Below are 16,492 nucleotides of genomic sequence, written 5' to 3' on the forward strand. Positions count from 1 at the left end.
TCACACGCGCATCGGCATCAGGACGATGAGGTTTTCACGCGGTCCGCCAACGCTGCGCAGCACGGCAGGTGAGCCAGCATCGCCGAGGCCCATCTCGAACCGGTCTCCGGACAGGTGCGAGAGAGCGTCGGCGACGTAGCTCGCGTTGAAGCCGATCTGGAGCGATGCCTCGCCCTCATAGGTCACCTCGTCCTCGGCCTCGCCGGCATCGGGGTTGTTGACCTTCAGCTTCAAGGCCTGGTCAGCGAATGAGAAGAGCACGGCGCGGCCGCGCTCGCCGGAGATCGTCTTAACCCGCTCGATCGAGGTCGCCAGCGATTTGATATCGATGGTCGCGAGCATCGCGTGACTGGCCGGGATAACGCGCTGATAGTCAGGGAAGGTGCCGTCGATGAGCTTCGACGTCAGCGTCGTCTCTCCGGTGGTGATCCGGATGACGGTGTCCGAAAGCGAGATCGCGACAGTGCCTTCCTTCGGCAAGATCCTCGTGAGGACCTTGATCGCGCCGCGAGGGATGATGATGCCAGGCGCGGCCGCGTCGAGTTCGGCGCGAACGAGGCGCTTTGAAAGGCGGTGCCCATCGGTAGCGACCATGCAGGCGCCGTCCTCGGCCGGGTGCAGGAAGATGCCGTTCAGGTAGTAGCGTGTCTCTTCGGTCGAGACCGCAAAGCCAACGCTCGACAGGGCGGCTGCGAAGTCCGTAGCAGACAGGCTGAAAGAGAATGGCAGATCGCCGTGCTTCATCTTGTGGAAGTCGCTGGCGGGCAGGACCTGTAAGCGGAAGCGCGACCGGCCCGACTTGATCGTTACGCCGGTGAGCTTGTCAGTGCGCTCTCCCGCAATCGAGAGATCGGCCCCATCGGGCAGCTTGTTGATGATTTCGTGGAGCGTGGCTGCCGGCACGGTGAACGCCTCGAACACCGGGTCGATCTCGGCCCCGAAGCGCACCGCGGCCTCAATGTCGAGGTTTGTGAAGCGAGCGAGCAGCTTGCCGGGCTGGGTTTCGTCCTTCTCGAAGAGGACGTTCAGCAGCACCGGGATCGTGCTACGGCGCTCGACGATGCTGTTGGTGATGGCGAGGGCGGCTGCCATCGCAGATTTCTCGGCCTTGAACATGGGTAACCTCTGGAGAGAGGGGCAGCGCCCGATGCGCCGCCCGGGCGACACGGTCAGGAGCTTGCTTCAGGCGTGCCCTGGAAGTGCGGCAGCTCGGTCTCGTGCGCCACGCGCTCGAGGTCGCGCATTACCTGCTGCGTGATGTGAACGTCCGGTCGGTAAAGCTGGCAGATCCAGTTCACTTTGCGATCAACCACGCGGTAACGCAGGCGCACCGGGATGCGGGCGACGTCACCCATGAAGAACGGTGCGATCGACAGAATGAACATGCCGGGCACGGTGAGCTTGTTGCCTTGTGCGTCGCGGTGCTCTTCGTCCCAGGTGATCTCGCCTTCGCCGGTCTGAAGCACGACGTTGTTCTTTACGCGGGTCTCGGCATGGACTTGCAGGCCGCGCGACAGCGCAACGAGCTCGTTCGGATAGGCAACCTTGAAACCGAACTTGCCGCGGAAGTCCTCTGCCTCCATGCTGTCGGGAGCCGACAATTCGGAGATGTGGTCTTCGATGAATTCGGCGAACTCCACCTGTTCGAGCGGCTTGCCGTTGATCTTCGCCCAGGCCTTCCATTCCTCGGACAGCGGGAACTCGTAGTGCGCACGATGCTTGAGATTATCGGCGCGGCCGCCACTGGTGTTCTCGTGATAGTCGAAAACGGCGGTGATCGACGGCTTCTGCCAGTCGGTGTTTGCGAAGATCACGCTGTCGGACGTCTTGTGGCGATCGATGATGTTGATGAGGCTATCCAGTGTCGAGACATTGGCCGTGCCAGACTTGCGGCGCGGGTGCTCCCGGTAGCGCTCGAACAGATCGGCGACATTCGAAAGCGAGCCGGATTTCCGGTCGACGAAGACCGGGATCGTCTTGGGAACGCCAGCGATAGCGGTTTCGAGCGAGAGGGTTGCGATCGAAGAGCCGGCACGATCGCCCAGGTCGCTGATTGCGGCGATATCGAGTGGCACGCTGTTGTTGGTCTGCTTTTCCATGGTGGCATTTTCCTGTTGGGGGTTGAGAGCGGATCAGGCGCCGCGGCGTTCGCTCACGTCGCGGGGGCCGGAGAACATGTCGTGTTGCTGGGGGTGCTCGGTTGAAAGGGCGCCGCTTTCGGTGACCCAGTAGACCGACGACTTGCGAGCGCGCTTCGGCGTCTTCGTCGTGATGTCGGCATTGATCGTGACCATGCCGTTGGCGACCTGAAAATCGAGCTTCAGGGTCAGGTTGCCCTTGTGCGCGACCTTCGGATTGTCCTCGGACATCGCGCCAAGCTCGGCGAGGGTCTCGGTAAGTTTGGAGCTCATCTCGCTGTTGAGTTCTCCGCCCTCGAGCATGCCGATGAGGGCCTGGCTATCGCGTATGATTTTCATCGTTCGACCTTTCGTTAGAACGGGATGTCGTCATCCAGATCTCGGCTGAACGACTGGGAGCTTTGAGAGGAGGAGCGGCCGGCGGCGCGGTCGCTGTCGAGGTCGTAGTCTCCGGCGCCGTCTCCGCCCGGGCGATAGCCGGAGCCTTCGCGGCGGCCGTCGAGCATGGTCAGAACCGAGTTGAAGCCCTGCAGCACGACTTCCGTCGAGTAGCGGTCGTTACCGTTGCTGTCCTGCCACTTGCGGGTATGGAGCTGGCCTTCGATGTAGAGCTTGGAGCCCTTCTTCACGTAGTTCTCGGCGACTTTGGCAAGGTTCTCGCTGAAGATGACAACGCGGTGCCACTCGGTTTTTTCCCTGCGCTCGCCGCTGTCTCGGTCGCGCCAGGTCTCCGACGTTGCAAGGTTGATCGTGGCGATCGCGCGGCCATCCTGCGTGCGGCGGACCTCGGGATCCGCGCCGACGTTGCCGACGAGGATCACCTTGTTGACGGAGCCGGCCATCAGTGAGCCCCTCGCCGGTTTGCGGCGACGATGGCCTGGTTCATCACCCGGCCCTCGGTGAGGAGCTTGGCGGCCATTTCCCGGAAGCGAAATTCCGCTTCCATCGGAGCCCACGGCCGGATCGGATTGGGGAGTGTGGGCGGCTTCATGTTCGCAAACTGTGAAGCGGCCTTCGGTCCGAACAGTGCGAGCGCCTCGGCCCGGCACATTCGTTCGTCCATCGACTTGACGAGGGCGGCCTGCCTTTTCGTCCAGGCCTCGGGTCCCGGTAAGCCGGCGGCGTAATAGATCACCTCATCCCACGCCGCCTTGCAGGCCGCGATCGTGTCGCGAAAGCGATCCTCGCCGAAAAGGTGACGGGCAACCAACGCGTAGAGCTTCTGGATCGGGCTCGACTGGTCGCCTGTGATGTATTCGTGCCCGTCATGCAGGAAGTAGAGGGCGGCCTCATGTGTGCTGCCGCCTTCGTTCAAAATTGCGCAGGCGCCGAGCACTGAATGCTGGGCGACGGAATAGGGCTGGCCCGGATTGCGACCATCGAAGCGGGCAATCTTCGAAAGCGAGTTCGCCATCTCGTTGAAGCAGACGACCCTTTGATCCGGGGTCGCGATGTCGATGACGGTTCCGTCGGGTGTGAACGACCAGACGGGTTCGGGTGCGAGGAGAGCGGCAGCGGCCATGTGTTATCTCCGATCGAGAGAGGCGTAGTGGCGGTCGAGGCGCTTGAAGGCGTCGACCGTGTCGTTGAGGGTCCACCCTCCGAACGCGCAGGCGATCGCGAAGACGGTCGCGACCAGGCGGCGCGTCCAGAGGGGCGGCGGATCGGCAAGTGTGATCTGCTTGGGAGGATCAGTGCGTCCGCCGAAAGGAGTGAAATGGCTGCTCATGTCAGGCGACCTGACGCACGGACTGGCGGCGCGCGATGGCGGCGGCTTCGGAAGCGAGGCGCGAAATGGTCGGTTCGGACCAGCCGCGCAGCTTCAGGCTCTCGACGTTCACGTTCTCGCCCGCAAAGGCGAGTTCGCGCATGTCATCGGCCATGCGCTGTTCGAGCGTTCGAATGCAGCGGGGTGCAGCGGCGATCTTGGCTGTTTGGGTCTCGGAGTGACTGCGAATACGGATCATGTGCGGCTCCTTGAAATGGGATGCCGCAAATATAGCGCAAATCGCTAAACATCTGTCAAGGTAGTATTTAGCGCAAATCGCTAAATCGTGTGCTAGTCAGATTTGTTAATCATCGTTAATCGCTAAATGCCAGCGGCACAAGACGTTCCCGCTCTGATCGCTCCGGTTCTTGACAGGCAAATGCGCCCTGAGAATGTGTTTCCCGGGTAACGTGCGGAGGTGATCCATCATGCGGCTGACTGTTTTGCTGGCTTCGTCGATTATGTGGGCCGGGGCAGCGTTCGCTCAGGATCCACAAGAATGCGCTCGGCTGGAGGACTCCCTGCAGCGTTTGACGTGCTTCGACAAAATGTTCCCGAAAGTCGTCGGTGACAGAGCCCAGACGGAAAGCGCGCCGAAATCTCAGCCCAGCAACGGCCCGCGCTGGGAAGTCCAAGAGGAGGTTTCCCCCGTCGATGATAGTAAGACGGTCAAGGCTGCGCTGTTGCCGGAGAAATCGACGAGCACCGGTTTCACCAATGCGTCTGCGTACCTCATTATTTCTTGCCGTGAGCAGACGACCAGTTTCATCATCTCGACAGAGATGTTCATGGCGAGCGAGGAGCCGACGGTCACAACCCGGGTCGGTGACCAGCCTGCAGTTTCCGGAAAATGGTCCCGTGCGACCAATTACAAGGCCGTGGGACTGTGGAACGGCAAGCAGGCGATCCCATTCATAAAATCGCTTAAAGATAACGAGCGGTTCTTTGTGAGGCTCGAGGACAAGGACCGTGTAGACGCTGAGTTCAATCTGTCCAACGTCTCTGAAGTCGTTGAAAAGGTTAAGTCAGCTTGCAAGTGGTGAGTGGCCTAGTCAGCCTCTCGCTGAACGGAGTAGATGACCCGACCGACGATCCTTACGATTTCGCCATCGCCGGCGGATAAGTCGATTGGCTGCTGGTGAAGAGGATCGTGAGATTCTGGCAGGAGCCAGAACTTGCCGTCATCGTCTTGCCAGAGCTTCTTCACGGTTGCTTCGCGCAACCCGTCGGAGCGTTCTGTTTCGATGATATAGCGGCGACCTGGTTTAGGGGATTCTCCTGTTTCCATCATGCTCGTGTAGATCAGCGCCGATCCCTCAGGGTAGCGCCGGTTCATCGACGGACCTTTGGTCTCCGCCCCGTAAAGGGTGAAATGACGAAACTCTGGCTCGTCAGGTACAGCCACGTCGTACCAGTCTTCTTCGTCCCAGGCGGTTGATTCCTGCCAGATGCCGGCGGCCACGTACTGGCGCACGGGGACGACGCGAACATCGCTCCGCTTCGAGATGAAATCGGACGGCGAACAATGTAGGATCTTCGCGAGTTGCTCCATCTGCTGGGCACTCAGCTTCGTCTTTCCATTCTCGAGCTTGTTGTAATTGGTCAAATGCAGGCCCAAAGCATCCGCAACCTGTTGCTGCGTCATCCCCTGCGATTTACGAATTTCTTTTAATCTCATCATGTTACCAATTTTAGCGATATTCGCCATATTCGGATATCGCGCTTTTCGCTAAATGCCGCTTGACAGGTATTTAGCGATTTGCGCTATATATGCGCTATGGACCTGAGAACTTGGCGAACCAAATCAGAGCTGACGATGGCGGAAGCGGCTATGCTGCTCTCGATCGAGAGCGCTCGTACCTACCAGCGCTATGAGCTCGGCGAGAACCGACCGGATGCGCCGATCATGGAGCGTATCCGTATTGCCACTTCCGGCGAGGTGACGCTTGAAGCCATGCACGCGCTTCGGCTGCAATGGCTTCGAGCCAACAAGCCCGAAACGGCGGGCCTTTTGTTGGAGGCGGCCGAGTGATGAGGTTCCCGAAGCAAGGCTCACTGGACGGTCTTGCCGCCTGGCGGGGGCGCGAAACTGACCTCCGCGTCCCCGCCTTCTTTCTGCGATGCCTCTCGTCATGTGGTCCCCCGTGATCTGCTGACGAGCTGAACCTCACATTTCCGAACCATTCCCGCCACGGGAAAGCCCGCCGGAATTTCCCGGCGCGGGAAACCTTTTGCCTGCTCGCGAGTGCGCCAATGACAAACGAGACAATGACGAACGCATGGTTCCACCGGCTGAAGGCCGCGAACCGCATGCTGATCAAGCTGAACGGCGGGATCGAGGCCTGTGTCGACCTCACGTCGCTGTCGAAGAGCCAGATCGGCCGCTGCAACAGCGACAAGGACCCCGACCTGCTGCCGATCACGAGCGTGATCCGTCTCGAAGCCGAGCTCGGCAACCCGGTGGTGACGAGGGCCATGGCCGAACTTCACGGCTGCCAGCTCGTCAACCCGCAAGAGAAGGGCGAGGACGGTCGCTGCCTCATGCGTGACAACGCGGAGATGCAGCAGCGGAACTCCGAGTTCCAGGCAGGTCTGTACGCGGCGGCCGGCGACAATGTCATCACCCACGGCGAGGCGTTGCGGTCGATGCGGGATCTGCAGGCGCTCAAGCTGAAAATCGCTGACGTGGAGACCGGGCTGACCGAAGTCCTCGCGAAGGGCGGCCAGAAGGGCGACCTGAAGCTGGTTTACGGGGCCGAATGATGACAGAGCCCGCCGGCATTCGCCTTTACATCGTAACCGATGACCCGGCGCGGGCGGCGCTGGCTGTCGTTGCGTGCTTCGTAACGGAAGTCCCCGACTTCATCCGGATCGTTACGGACGCGAATGAAATTCGCGCCATCCCGGATGGGGCGCGCTGCATCGGACACTGGTTCGAGTGGCGGGATCAGCGGCCGAGCGAGGCGCAGCTCGCCTGGCAAGAGTTGCGCGCTCTTCGCGCCGACCAGGTCGAAGGCGTCAGCAAGGCCTTCTTCGAGCGGATCGACGAATGGAATGCAAAACGCCGTGCCGCTGAACGCAAACGCCTCGCGGCGATCGTCTCGGAGATGGGCGGTTCTCTACCATCCTCCTCAACAAAGCCCCCCGAAAATTCGATGCAGAGGTGGTTCTGATGCTGCTGTTTAACAACGTCAAACTCGGCCGGGACGAGTTCGACAGGATGGCGCCTGCGCTACGGACGGAAGCCGTGCTGCTTGCAATTGAGGCTGGCGGCAAGCCGGTGGACATCGCCGAGGCGGTCGGGCGATCGGTCTCCGAGATCTTCCGGGCTGCGTCTGAAGTTCACGCTCTCAGGCTTAGCGGTTCGATCGACGACGATCATCCGAAGTGCGAAGGCGCGACGACGGAGGTGAAGGGCGCCAGGCTCAAGACGCTGTCCAAGACCGCGCAGGCGATACTTAGTCTCGTGGCCGCCGCGGGCGACAGAGGCCTGCCGGCCAGTACGGATACGCTTGCGCGTGCCGTAGGGGTGGGGCCTCGGCACGTGAACACGAGCATGAACCGCTTGATTGCCGACGAGCTGGTTTATCGGCTTCGGCCACCCCACGGAACTGCCCCGACGATCTGGGCGGCAACTGAGGGCGGGAAGGCGGTTGACGCCGCTGCTGGCGGTAAAGCGTCATGAAGGACCGGGCGCCCCGCATCCTCCTCGTCGTTGCGCCGACGCAGATGGAGTGTTTTCGAACCGTCCAGCACTTCGGCATAGATCTCGATCGGCACGCGGCCGAGATGCGCTTCATCAGCCGGCCGTATTCGCTGGTCGGTTGGTCCCGCGGCACTCCGTTTATCACCTTCGACCGGCAACACTGGTCGAGCGACGTCGGCGTCGCTCTCGACAAGCTGCTCTGGGCCTTCACCCAGTCGGGGCAGCTTCGCATCGCGGGGGAACGAGACCTCGCGCCGATGACAACTTCACCGCAGTGCGCGCTCGCGCCGAAAATCCGAGGAGTACAGCATGTTGGGTCTCAATAAGGCCGACGCACGCCGATCGCGCTCGGCGTCGATGAGTGGTCCCATGGATGAACGGCAGGCACTTGCGGCCATCATCCTCTGGAATTCCGGTCATTTCGATACGCAGGACATCGCAGACGTCCTTGGAGGCGTGGGTGAAGACGCCGTCTGCCGCACGCTGCACGCCGCTCGCCTTGTTCAGAACGGGGGTGTCTGATGAGGCCGTTGAGCTACAGCAGCAATCCTTCCTTCGGTCTCGATAACCGGATGACGGTCGTTCTCTTCGCGGGCATGGGCGGCGGGTGCGACGGGCTCGAGGATGCGGGCTTCCATGTGCATCTCGCGATCAATCATGATCCGGTTGCGGTCGCCGTGCACCAGAAGCGCCATCCGCATACGCGCCACGAGCGCTGCGACGTGTTCGAGGTCTGCCCGAAACAGGCGACGCAAGGGCGCGGCGTGCGTGTGCTTCATGCCTCCCCAGACTGCACGCACTTCTCCGTTGCCAAGGGCGGAAAGCCGGTCTCGCGCCGGCGTCGGTCGCTGGCGTGGGTTGTCTGCCGGTGGGCCGGTCAGGTGCGGCCAGAGACGATCACGCTGGAGAACGTGCCGGAGATCCAGACCTGGGGCCCGTTGATTGCAAAGCGCTGCCCGAAAACCGGGCGTGTCGTACGGCTCGATGGTTCGGTTGCCGCCAAGGGCGAGCGCGTGCCGGTGCAAGATCAATGGCTGATCCCCGATCCGAAACACAAGGGCCGGATCTGGCGCGCCTGGCTGAAGCACATGGTCGGGCTGGACTACAACTTCGAAGGCAAGGTGCTTGTCTGCGCGGATTACGGCATCGCGACGATCCGCAAACGGTTCTTTGGTGTCGCCCAGGCCGGAGGCGCGCCGATCGTTTGGCCGGAGCGGACGCACGCGCCGCGCAAGGATGCAAAGCGGCTCGGTCTGAAGCCATGGGTTGGCGCGCACACCATCATCGACTTCTCCTTGCCGGCGAAATCGATTTTCGGGCGGAAGAAGGATCTGGCCGAGGCGACGCTGCGCCGGACGGCGCGGGGCGTCATGCGCTACGTCGTCGACGCGGCCAAGCCGTTTATCGTGCCGATCACCCATAGCGGCGCTGACCGCGTGCATTCTGTCGAAGAGCCGTTGCGGACGCTGACGACCGCGCATCGGGGCGAGATGTCTGTCGCGGTGCCCTCGCTGGCGCCGCTGATCATGGGTGTCGGGGGCCGAGCTGCGCAGACCGAGATCCGCGATTTGCGCGACCCGCTCGGCGCCGGCACGACCAAAGAAGATCGCGTCGTTATGGCTGCTACAATGACGGCCTATTATGGCGGGGAGCAGGGCGAGCGCAGGAAACAGGATATCCAGGAGCCGCTTCAGTCGTTCGTTACGGAACCGCGCCATGCAGTGATCGGGGCCTTTCTGGCCCAGCACAACAGCGATCCCCGCGAGGATGGTCGCAAGGTGGCTCGGAAGGGGCGTAGCGTCGACGAACCGTTGGCTGCGATCACCACTTCGCCGCAAGTCGGCGTCTCAGCCGTCTTCATGGCGCAGCACAATACCGGTGAGCCCGGACGCCCGATCGATGAGCCCATGTCGACGATCGTTGCCCGTGGGTCGACCCAAGGCGTTATTGCGGCGTCGATGCTCAATCTGCGCGGCACGGATAAGCGCGGCCGGGACGTGCGGGAGCCTTTGGCGACCGTCAACGCCGGCGGCAATCATGCCGGACTGATCCTCGGTTTCCTGCAGCATTACTACGGTACGGGCGGACAGGACCAATCGCTCGCCGACCCGCTCGGTGCCCTGACAGCCAAGGCTCGTCATGGGCTCGTGACGGTCAAGCTGGGGCGCGAGACCTACGTGATCACTGACATCGGCATGCGCATGCTGGAGCCAGAAGAGGGCGCTGCTGCGCATGGGTTCCGGCCGGGCTCACTGCCCGACACGATCACGATCGACGGCAAGGAACGCCGTCTGACGAAAACCGAGAAATACCACCTGGTCGGCAACAGCGTACCGCCGCGCATGGTGCGACTCCTGGCGGAATGCAACGTTCGACAGGAATTGGCGGAGGCTGCGGAATGAGCAGTCATCAGCCAACACTCTTCGGCGGATCGAAGCGTCTCGTCTATGACGAAGCGATCGAGCTCACGCTGCAGTCAATGCAGGCCTACGGGCCCGGACACGATCATTGGGTGTTCGCGTTCTCCGGCGGCAAGGACAGCACGGCGACCCTGACGGTGATCATGCATCTGATCGACGTCGGTCGGCTGGCAGCGCCGCGGTCGATTACCGTGCTCTATGCCGATACCAGGATGGAGTTGCCGCCGTTGTCGATCTCGGCGGCCCTGCTTCTCGACCGTCTCCGGGTGCGCGGCGTCCGTTGCGACGTCGTCATGGCGCCGCTCGACAAGAGATTCCTCGTCTACATGCTCGGCCGGGGCGTGCCGCCGCCAAACAACAACACGTTCCGTTGGTGTACGCGGCAGATCAAGGTCGATCCGATGACCGAGGCGCTGCAGCAGCGCATCGACGAACTGGACGGCACGATCCTCATGATCACCGGCGTGCGGCAGGGCGAGAGCGCGATCCGCGACGGCCGCATCGAGATGTCCTGCGGCAAGGACGGCGCCGAATGCGGTCAGGGCTGGTACCAGCAGGTGCTGCCGGAGGCGAAGGGCATCCGCGGTCGGATCGCGACCCTGGCGCCGCTCCTGCATTGGCGCGTCTGCAACGTCTTCGACTGGCTCAAGGTCTACGCCCCGATGGCCGAATATGGCGGATGGGAAACACGGGCAGTCGTCGATGCTTACGGGGGCGACGAGGCGCAGGAGATCAATGCGCGGACGGGCTGCAACGGATGCCCGCTGGCCTCCCGCGACCTCGGGCTGGAGACGGTGATCCGCGTCCCGGTCTGGTCCCACCTGTCGCCGCTGCTGCGCCTCAAGCCGCTTTACCGCGAGCTCCGTCTGCCGCGACACCGGCTGAAGAAGACGGGGCTCGTTCGTCCGGTTGTCGGGTCGGAGTGGAACGAAGAGGCCGGCGAGGATCTTCCGGTCTTCGGCGAACCCGAGATCGCAACGGCCAAGAACAAGCAGCGCATGGGGCCACTGACCTTCGAGGCGCGCCTCATGGCGCTCGATCGCGTGCTCGCTATCCAGGCCGAGTGCAACGAGGCGGCGATCCGCCTCGGTTGTCCGACGATCGATCTCCTCAATGCCGAGGAAGAAGCTCGCATCCGTGAGCTGATCGCCGCCAAGACGTGGCCGAACGGCTGGGAGGGGGACGAGCCTACCGCCGACACGCCGATGGACACTGTTTACGCTGACGGCTCCGTGCAGCCGATTTTTCTTTGATGAGCGTGGCTATGAGTGAAGCTCTCCTAGAAGATTTCATCGCCCGGGCGAAACAGGTCAACGTTACCGATGCTGCCGGCAAATATGGCTTGGCCGTCGGAGCCAAGGAATATGCCGGGCCGTGCCCTCGCTGCGGCCAAGGCAAGGACAGGTTCTCCGTCCACCCGGGAAAGCAGGCTTTCAACTGCCGTTCCTGCGGAGGTGGGCGGGATGGCATTGGCTTCATGGCGCATGTCCACGATCTAGACCTGAAATCGAGAAGCGGTTTCCTCGAAGCGTGCTCGGCTGCGCTGGGCGGCGAGCAGATCCCTGAGGGTGGAGAACGTGAGACAGACGAAGAGCGAAATGCGCGCCTGGCGCGGCTCGCAGCGTTGCAGGCAGCAGCCGAGGCGAAGGCGAGAGAGGCTGAGGCCCGTCAGGCGCAGTTTCGCGAAAGGGACGTGCGCAAGGCTCGTGGCATCTACTCCAGTGCAGTCGAGCGCAGCATGCCTGTCGCCGACCACGTTCGCGAATATTTGAGGCGGCGGACTGGCTATGTGGTGCCGAACGAGATGCTTCGGCATCTGCGTTGCCGGGCAAAGCATAGCTACTATAGCAAAGACGAGTACGGGCGAGATGCCGTGCGGCACGTCGGACCAGCAATGATCGCAGCCTTCGTCACGCTCGACGGCGAAGTTACGGGGTGCCATCAGACGTGGATAGAGCTTGGCAAAGCACCCAAATACCGGCCTGATCTCGGCATCGACCTCAAGGGTAACCAACTTCCGACGAAGAAGATGCTTGGCACCAAGCGAGGGTCTCTTATCCCGTGCCTCGGCTCCATGGAGTGCTCGAGGTGGGTTGGAGGCGAGGGGATCGAGAACGTCGTCGCAGTCGCTGGCTTTGAGGGATTTCGACCTGACACGTTCTACTTCGCGACCGGAGATCTCGGGAACCTTGCCGGCCCGGCCGAGCGATCGTCAGAGTTCCAACACCCGCACCTGACCAAGGAATCGGCGGACGGTCGAACGCTCGCCGTCAGGGTGCAGGGACCCGTGCCGAAGGCTGACCAGGACGCCCGCGACGCTTTTCAGGTAGCTGATCACGTTACCGACCTCATTCTGATCGCCGATGGCGACAGCGAATTCTACATGACCGCGGCCGCCATGGCGCGCGGCAAGTCGCGCCTCGAAAGGCCGGGGCGCAGCGTGGACATCTGGTGGCCGCCCGAGGGGATGGATTTCGCCAGTCTTCTTTCAGCACGAAATAGCAAGGGGTAAGCGGTGGACCTCATTTCCACGTCAATGCCGGACGGATTGCGGCAGATTGTTCAAGACGCCATGCGCCAGCGTGGCTTCACAGACCCCGAAACCCCACCCGCGACCGAAGAGACTGACGAAACTGTCGAGCCGATTGGCACCAGACAGCGCGAGAAGGTCGATGCGAAGATCCTCGAGTATTGCGCAGGTCTGGATCATTCCGACACGGATAACGGGAAACGGCTGCTGAAGCACTTCGGCGAAGATCTCGTTGTCGTTGCGCAGGAAAAGGCTCGCCAGGCCATGTATGCGGTCTGGACCGGCACGCATTGGGACCTCGCGAACGGTGGCCCGATGTCACTCGCGATCGCGCAAAGGCTCGGCGACCGGATCGCCCTGGAGCGGCGGTTTATCAAACCGACGAAGGACGAGCAGGCCGCAATCGACGCCGGCGCGGCGGCAGGGGAAATTGAGGACGAAGAGCGGGACGCTATTCAGCGAAAGCTCGTTGCCGCAGCAGATCGTGCGAAAGAGAGTGTAAGCAAGCGTATCAAGCGCCGGATGGATCATGCGACCTCATCAAAGAACATCGCCCGCATGAACGCTGCGCTTGCCTGCGCGGCGCCGCATTTGATCCGGTCGCCTGACGACTTCAATGCGGACCGCATGAAGTTCGCGGTCGAGAATGCGACACTCAGATTCGTGCGGCAGATGGAGACCCGCAAGAACCCGAAGTTCGTAAGCGCTGCCGAGACGCCGAACGTCCCGGAGACGGTCGAGATCTGCACCTCGGCTGACGTCAAGGTAATGCAAGGGCATCGCCGGGATGACCTGATAACGCACGTTGCGCCAGTCAAGTACGACGCCAAGGCTCAGTGCCCACGGTGGCTTCGTTTCCTCGGGGCGATGCTGCCCGACGCAGATGTCCGGCGGCTGGTGCAAGTGTCGTCGGGCCTCGGTCTCGTCGGTATCACCGTCCAGCACCTCTTCTTCCACTATGGCGACGGTGCGAACGGAAAATCCGTATACATGGAAACGCTCTGCCGGCTGCTCGGAGATGTCGCGGTAACCCTGCCGGCCACCAGCTTGATCGGCGAGAGCGGTTCTTCTGGCGGGGCGTCACCCGACCTGGCTCGATTGCTCGGGCGACGTCTGTTGCGCGTGAAAGAGCTGCCCGAGGGCGAGGACCTGAAAGAGAACCTCGTCAAGGAACTGACAGGCGGCGAGACCATTACGGCGCGTGACCTCTTTGCGGGATACATGGACTTCGACCCGATCTTCGTCGTGATCATGAGCGGCAATGGCTATCCGAGGATCACGGGTAACGATGATGGCATTTGGAGACGCATGGCGGTCGTGCATTGGCCGGTGAAGGTGCCCGAGGCCGAGCGGCGCGAGTTCGAGGAGATGCTGGCTTATTTCCGGCCGGAGTATCCCGGCATTCTCAACTGGCTGATCGAGGGCGTCAAAATCTACCTGAAGGAAGGTCTCGTCATCCCCGACGCGGTGCGTAGCGCCACGCAGGAGTACCGGGACGACATGGACCGAACGTCGGCGTTCGTCGCGCGGTGCGTGCAGAAGGACGAGAGTGCGCCTCCTCTGCAGGCAAAAGATTTGTATGCCGCCTATTGCAAATTCACCGAAGACGAGGGAGGAAAGCCTATGAACGTCACTGCCTTTGGCCGAGCTATGGGCAAGAAGTTCAAGAAAGACACCTCAGGCCGGGTTTTCTACTATCTCGGCATTCGTCTTCGAGACGTCCCAGAGCCTCATCCCAAGACGGCGCCTGAACCCCCTATGGGGCGTTTCAGTGACGATGAGCCGTTTCCGGAGGTGTTCTGATGCTCCCCGTAACCCCTCACATCAGGGGTTACGCGCCTCTAAACACTCGCAAATCGAGCGATAGTTTCGATAGTTTTTGCGGGGGTTTTGCGACAGTTCGGCGGGGGGAAGGGGGAATAAAATCAACGGCTTGCGATAGTTGCGATAGTTTTCGCGCCCATACGCGTATGAGAAACGGCGGGGTGCGGGGAGACATAAATTTTTTGTCTCTTTTGTTATGCGTGAAAAACTATCTCATACTATCGAACTATTTGAAAACATTACAAAAAACTGTCTCTACAACTATCGAAAAACAATCGCAAACTATCGCAAGGTCATCACAATGAAGAAAATCTCGGTAGAGGACCTCCTGAGCTGGGCTTTCACGCAGGAGCTTGGAAAGGTAGGCGTGATGGCTGACGTGGGCCAAGGCTTCAGCGCGGCATGGATGGGAATGGCGGAAGTGGCGTCGCTTGGGACCATTGTTGATCGGAGCCCGAACGCGTTCGGCGTCATTCCGAACTTTGTTTACGAGGGCGATCCCCATCCTGACGCGATCATCGCCGGGCGCGCTGTCCACCGGCTTGCCGATCATGGCTTCGATATCGCCAACGGTTGGAACCCCATGGCCGATTGGGCCGACGAACACGGCCTGATCGCCGAGGAGGTGGCCCGGCTGGCGGAAGAGCAGCGGGGGCGTAGCGACCGTCTGAGCGGACAGCACGTGGTCAGCCTGGTCGTATCTGCGGCTGTGCTGAAGCGTGGGCCGGATTGGCGCGCAGATGCGCCGAAGGCCGTGATGCTGATGAACAAGGGCAAGCCCGCGTGGTTCGTAAAGCGGACGGCCAAGGATAGCCTCGGCAACGCCTATGAATACGAGGACAACGGTTTCGATCAGCGTCGCCAGCGACCGAAGAAGGGTGCCTATCGCAAGTGGCGCCTCGACCGCTCCATTCGCGGCGACGTGCTCTCGCGCCTTGACTGGCAGCTTTGGCAGTCGGCCCTAGAGCAGATCCACGCCTGGCTATCGTTCAAAAACCGGCTTTCGACCTACGAATTGCTGCCATTCTTTCCGAGGCGCCAGCCGTGGACCATCTCCAAAAACGCGCCGTTTTCTGCGCAAGTCATTGAAGAACAACGATAAAATTATTCGGTTTTGAGTATTGTGTGCGGCAGTTGCTTGACATAGTTTCGATGGTACAGAAGTGGGTTAGAACCCCGCTTGAAATACCGGTCAGAAACCCGCTGGACGAAAGTCTCGGCGGGTTTTGCTTTTCCAGACGAGGGAGGCGGCCATGAACCCCGCCGCTGTAATGGCGGCAAAGGCAGGTGCCCGATGATCGACGCACACATCAAGTTCGATCTGTCGGGTTTCGAGCGATCGCTGCGCGATATCGAGCGCAAGCAGTTGCCCTATGCGATCATGCTGACGCTGAACGAAACGGCAAAGGGCGGTCGCCTCGAAGTCCAACGCGAGATGGATCGCGTGTTTGATCGGCCCACGCCCTATGCCAAGCGTGGTGTCGTGTATGACGGGGCGACCAGGCAGAACATGCAGGCCGCTGTCGTGGTGACGGGCGATCGAACCAAGGGCGGGTTGCCGGCAACGGCATTCCTCGGGCCGCAGATCGAGGGCGGGATGCGCACGCATAAAGCTTTCGAGCGGCAACTGATCGACCGCAACTTGATGAAGCGCAACGAAGTGGCCGTTCCTGCGAAGCGTGCGCCTCTCGATCGATACGGCAACATGACACAAGGCTTTCTGAACCGTGTCATGGCTGACCTGCAGATCGACTATCGGGGCGCCGGCGCTACCCGCGTCCGGTCCGACAAGTCCGTAAAGCGAAACAAGAACTACAAGAACGCGCGGTTCTTCGCCGCGAAGCGCGCGGGCCACCTCTTCCCGGGCATCTACCAGCGAGACCCGACCACGCAGGCGATCTTCCCGGTCATCCTGTTCGTGTCGCAGAGCACCTATCGCATCCGCCTCCACCTCCGCGGGGTCGTCGAGCGCTACGTGACCGCGAACATTCACGATCACTTCGCCACCGCCTTCGAACGGGCGGTTCGGACGGCCCGATGACCGGTCGGCCCGGTTCGCGGGTCCTTCCCGGACGAGACCAGCCTACGGGTATTTGGCACCGCAGT

At 61.6% G+C, this 16,492-nt stretch carries 21 protein-coding genes; 13 read left to right on the forward strand and 8 right to left on the reverse strand.

What is annotated here, in order from left to right; genetic code table 11:
* From dnaN to MKZ91_RS14685, 7 genes are read right to left on the reverse strand one after another with little or no spacing between them, the layout of a single operon-like run.
* Entirely contained in the window at positions 1-1,116 is a 1,116-nt protein-coding gene (gene dnaN, locus MKZ91_RS14655) for a DNA polymerase III subunit beta (RefSeq protein WP_336171673.1), read from the reverse strand.
* A 53-nt stretch (positions 1,117-1,169) separates the two neighbouring features.
* Positions 1,170-2,099 (reverse strand): DUF2303 family protein, encoded by a 930-nt coding sequence (locus MKZ91_RS14660; RefSeq protein WP_336171674.1) that lies wholly within the window; start codon positions 2,097-2,099, stop codon positions 1,170-1,172.
* Positions 2,100-2,132: 33 nt separating this feature from the next.
* Positions 2,133-2,477 (reverse strand): hypothetical protein, encoded by a 345-nt coding sequence (locus MKZ91_RS14665; protein WP_336171675.1) that lies wholly within the window; start codon positions 2,475-2,477, stop codon positions 2,133-2,135.
* Positions 2,478-2,491: 14 nt separating this feature from the next.
* Positions 2,492-2,980: a single-stranded DNA-binding protein gene (locus MKZ91_RS14670; RefSeq protein ID WP_336171676.1), complete on the reverse strand. Its 489-nt coding sequence runs from the start codon at positions 2,978-2,980 to the stop codon at positions 2,492-2,494.
* Positions 2,980-3,660 (reverse strand): hypothetical protein, encoded by a 681-nt coding sequence (locus MKZ91_RS14675; RefSeq protein WP_336171677.1) that lies wholly within the window; start codon positions 3,658-3,660, stop codon positions 2,980-2,982. The genes MKZ91_RS14670 and MKZ91_RS14675 overlap by 1 nt, the downstream gene beginning before the upstream one ends.
* Before the next feature lie 3 nt (positions 3,661-3,663).
* Complete coding sequence (locus MKZ91_RS14680; protein WP_336171678.1) at positions 3,664-3,867, reverse strand: hypothetical protein; 204 nt, start codon at positions 3,865-3,867, stop codon at positions 3,664-3,666.
* Position 3,868: 1 nt separating this feature from the next.
* Positions 3,869-4,105 (reverse strand): hypothetical protein, encoded by a 237-nt coding sequence (locus tag MKZ91_RS14685; protein WP_336171679.1) that lies wholly within the window; start codon positions 4,103-4,105, stop codon positions 3,869-3,871.
* 229 nt (positions 4,106-4,334) lie between these two features.
* Here MKZ91_RS14685 and MKZ91_RS14690 point away from each other — a divergent pair, with 229 nt between their 5' ends.
* Positions 4,335-4,949: a type VI secretion system-associated protein TagO gene (locus tag MKZ91_RS14690; protein ID WP_336171680.1), complete on the forward strand. Its 615-nt coding sequence runs from the start codon at positions 4,335-4,337 to the stop codon at positions 4,947-4,949.
* Between the two features lie 5 nt (positions 4,950-4,954).
* Here the strand turns inward: MKZ91_RS14690 and MKZ91_RS14695 are convergent, their stop codons facing one another.
* Positions 4,955-5,614: a helix-turn-helix domain-containing protein gene (locus MKZ91_RS14695; protein WP_336171681.1), complete on the reverse strand. Its 660-nt coding sequence runs from the start codon at positions 5,612-5,614 to the stop codon at positions 4,955-4,957.
* A 108-nt stretch (positions 5,615-5,722) separates the two neighbouring features.
* Between MKZ91_RS14695 and MKZ91_RS14700 the strand changes: the two genes are divergently transcribed.
* From MKZ91_RS14700 to MKZ91_RS14755, 12 genes are all read left to right on the forward strand, one after another.
* Positions 5,723-5,938 (forward strand): hypothetical protein, encoded by a 216-nt coding sequence (locus MKZ91_RS14700; protein ID WP_336171682.1) that lies wholly within the window; start codon positions 5,723-5,725, stop codon positions 5,936-5,938.
* A gap of 278 nt (positions 5,939-6,216) precedes the next feature.
* On the forward strand, positions 6,217-6,669 hold the full coding sequence (locus MKZ91_RS14705; protein WP_336171683.1) for a hypothetical protein: 453 nt from the start codon (positions 6,217-6,219) through the stop codon (positions 6,667-6,669).
* Positions 6,669-7,079 (forward strand): hypothetical protein, encoded by a 411-nt coding sequence (locus MKZ91_RS14710; RefSeq protein WP_336171684.1) that lies wholly within the window; start codon positions 6,669-6,671, stop codon positions 7,077-7,079. The genes MKZ91_RS14705 and MKZ91_RS14710 overlap by 1 nt, the downstream gene beginning before the upstream one ends.
* Positions 7,079-7,591: a hypothetical protein gene (locus MKZ91_RS14715; protein WP_336171685.1), complete on the forward strand. Its 513-nt coding sequence runs from the start codon at positions 7,079-7,081 to the stop codon at positions 7,589-7,591. Before MKZ91_RS14710 ends, MKZ91_RS14715 begins: the two co-directional genes overlap by 1 nt.
* On the forward strand, positions 7,588-7,938 hold the full coding sequence (locus tag MKZ91_RS14720; protein ID WP_336171686.1) for a hypothetical protein: 351 nt from the start codon (positions 7,588-7,590) through the stop codon (positions 7,936-7,938). Before MKZ91_RS14715 ends, MKZ91_RS14720 begins: the two co-directional genes overlap by 4 nt.
* On the forward strand, positions 7,922-8,134 hold the full coding sequence (locus tag MKZ91_RS14725; protein WP_336171687.1) for a hypothetical protein: 213 nt from the start codon (positions 7,922-7,924) through the stop codon (positions 8,132-8,134). The genes MKZ91_RS14720 and MKZ91_RS14725 overlap by 17 nt, the downstream gene beginning before the upstream one ends.
* A complete protein-coding gene (locus tag MKZ91_RS14730; RefSeq protein WP_336171688.1) occupies positions 8,134-10,014 on the forward strand; it encodes a DNA cytosine methyltransferase in 1,881 nt (626 codons plus the stop codon). The genes MKZ91_RS14725 and MKZ91_RS14730 overlap by 1 nt, the downstream gene beginning before the upstream one ends.
* A complete protein-coding gene (locus MKZ91_RS14735) occupies positions 10,011-11,285 on the forward strand; it encodes a phosphoadenosine phosphosulfate reductase domain-containing protein (protein ID WP_336171689.1) in 1,275 nt (424 codons plus the stop codon). Before MKZ91_RS14730 ends, MKZ91_RS14735 begins: the two co-directional genes overlap by 4 nt.
* Positions 11,286-11,296: 11 nt before the next feature.
* Positions 11,297-12,544: a DUF7146 domain-containing protein gene (locus MKZ91_RS14740; RefSeq protein ID WP_336171690.1), complete on the forward strand. Its 1,248-nt coding sequence runs from the start codon at positions 11,297-11,299 to the stop codon at positions 12,542-12,544.
* Positions 12,545-12,547: 3 nt separating this feature from the next.
* The gene (locus MKZ91_RS14745; RefSeq protein WP_336171691.1) at positions 12,548-14,365 is read left to right on the forward strand and encodes a DNA primase family protein; all 1,818 of its coding nucleotides are present in this window, start codon (positions 12,548-12,550) and stop codon (positions 14,363-14,365) included.
* Between the two features lie 217 nt (positions 14,366-14,582).
* On the forward strand, positions 14,583-15,488 hold the full coding sequence (locus MKZ91_RS14750) for a hypothetical protein (RefSeq protein ID WP_336171692.1): 906 nt from the start codon (positions 14,583-14,585) through the stop codon (positions 15,486-15,488).
* 192 nt (positions 15,489-15,680) lie between these two features.
* Positions 15,681-16,427 (forward strand): hypothetical protein, encoded by a 747-nt coding sequence (locus MKZ91_RS14755; protein ID WP_336171693.1) that lies wholly within the window; start codon positions 15,681-15,683, stop codon positions 16,425-16,427.
* Positions 16,428-16,492 lie beyond the last annotated feature (65 nt).

The sequence above is a fragment of the Ensifer sp. MJa1 genome (assembly GCF_037026475.1).
Lineage (GTDB): Bacteria > Pseudomonadota > Alphaproteobacteria > Rhizobiales > Rhizobiaceae > Ensifer.

Bases quoted from the DNA above. Each gene is read 5' to 3' on its own strand.
- dnaN (WP_336171673.1), bottom strand. From the start codon at position 1,116: ATGTTCAAGGCCGAGAAATCTGCGATGGCAGCCGCCCTCGCCATCACC.
- MKZ91_RS14660 (WP_336171674.1), bottom strand. From the start codon at position 2,099: ATGGAAAAGCAGACCAACAACAGCGTGCCACTCGATATCGCCGCAATC.
- MKZ91_RS14665 (WP_336171675.1), bottom strand. From the start codon at position 2,477: ATGAAAATCATACGCGATAGCCAGGCCCTCATCGGCATGCTCGAGGGC.
- MKZ91_RS14670 (WP_336171676.1), bottom strand. From the start codon at position 2,980: ATGGCCGGCTCCGTCAACAAGGTGATCCTCGTCGGCAACGTCGGCGCG.
- MKZ91_RS14675 (WP_336171677.1), bottom strand. From the start codon at position 3,660: ATGGCCGCTGCCGCTCTCCTCGCACCCGAACCCGTCTGGTCGTTCACA.
- MKZ91_RS14680 (WP_336171678.1), bottom strand. From the start codon at position 3,867: ATGAGCAGCCATTTCACTCCTTTCGGCGGACGCACTGATCCTCCCAAG.
- MKZ91_RS14685 (WP_336171679.1), bottom strand. From the start codon at position 4,105: ATGATCCGTATTCGCAGTCACTCCGAGACCCAAACAGCCAAGATCGCC.
- MKZ91_RS14690 (WP_336171680.1), top strand. From the start codon at position 4,335: ATGCGGCTGACTGTTTTGCTGGCTTCGTCGATTATGTGGGCCGGGGCA.
- MKZ91_RS14695 (WP_336171681.1), bottom strand. From the start codon at position 5,614: ATGGCGAATATCGCTAAAATTGGTAACATGATGAGATTAAAAGAAATT.
- MKZ91_RS14700 (WP_336171682.1), top strand. From the start codon at position 5,723: ATGGCGGAAGCGGCTATGCTGCTCTCGATCGAGAGCGCTCGTACCTAC.
- MKZ91_RS14705 (WP_336171683.1), top strand. From the start codon at position 6,217: ATGCTGATCAAGCTGAACGGCGGGATCGAGGCCTGTGTCGACCTCACG.
- MKZ91_RS14710 (WP_336171684.1), top strand. From the start codon at position 6,669: ATGACAGAGCCCGCCGGCATTCGCCTTTACATCGTAACCGATGACCCG.
- MKZ91_RS14715 (WP_336171685.1), top strand. From the start codon at position 7,079: ATGCTGCTGTTTAACAACGTCAAACTCGGCCGGGACGAGTTCGACAGG.
- MKZ91_RS14720 (WP_336171686.1), top strand. From the start codon at position 7,588: ATGAAGGACCGGGCGCCCCGCATCCTCCTCGTCGTTGCGCCGACGCAG.
- MKZ91_RS14725 (WP_336171687.1), top strand. From the start codon at position 7,922: ATGTTGGGTCTCAATAAGGCCGACGCACGCCGATCGCGCTCGGCGTCG.
- MKZ91_RS14730 (WP_336171688.1), top strand. From the start codon at position 8,134: ATGAGGCCGTTGAGCTACAGCAGCAATCCTTCCTTCGGTCTCGATAAC.
- MKZ91_RS14735 (WP_336171689.1), top strand. From the start codon at position 10,011: ATGAGCAGTCATCAGCCAACACTCTTCGGCGGATCGAAGCGTCTCGTC.
- MKZ91_RS14740 (WP_336171690.1), top strand. From the start codon at position 11,297: ATGAGTGAAGCTCTCCTAGAAGATTTCATCGCCCGGGCGAAACAGGTC.
- MKZ91_RS14750 (WP_336171692.1), top strand. From the start codon at position 14,583: ATGCGTGAAAAACTATCTCATACTATCGAACTATTTGAAAACATTACA.
- MKZ91_RS14755 (WP_336171693.1), top strand. From the start codon at position 15,681: ATGATCGACGCACACATCAAGTTCGATCTGTCGGGTTTCGAGCGATCG.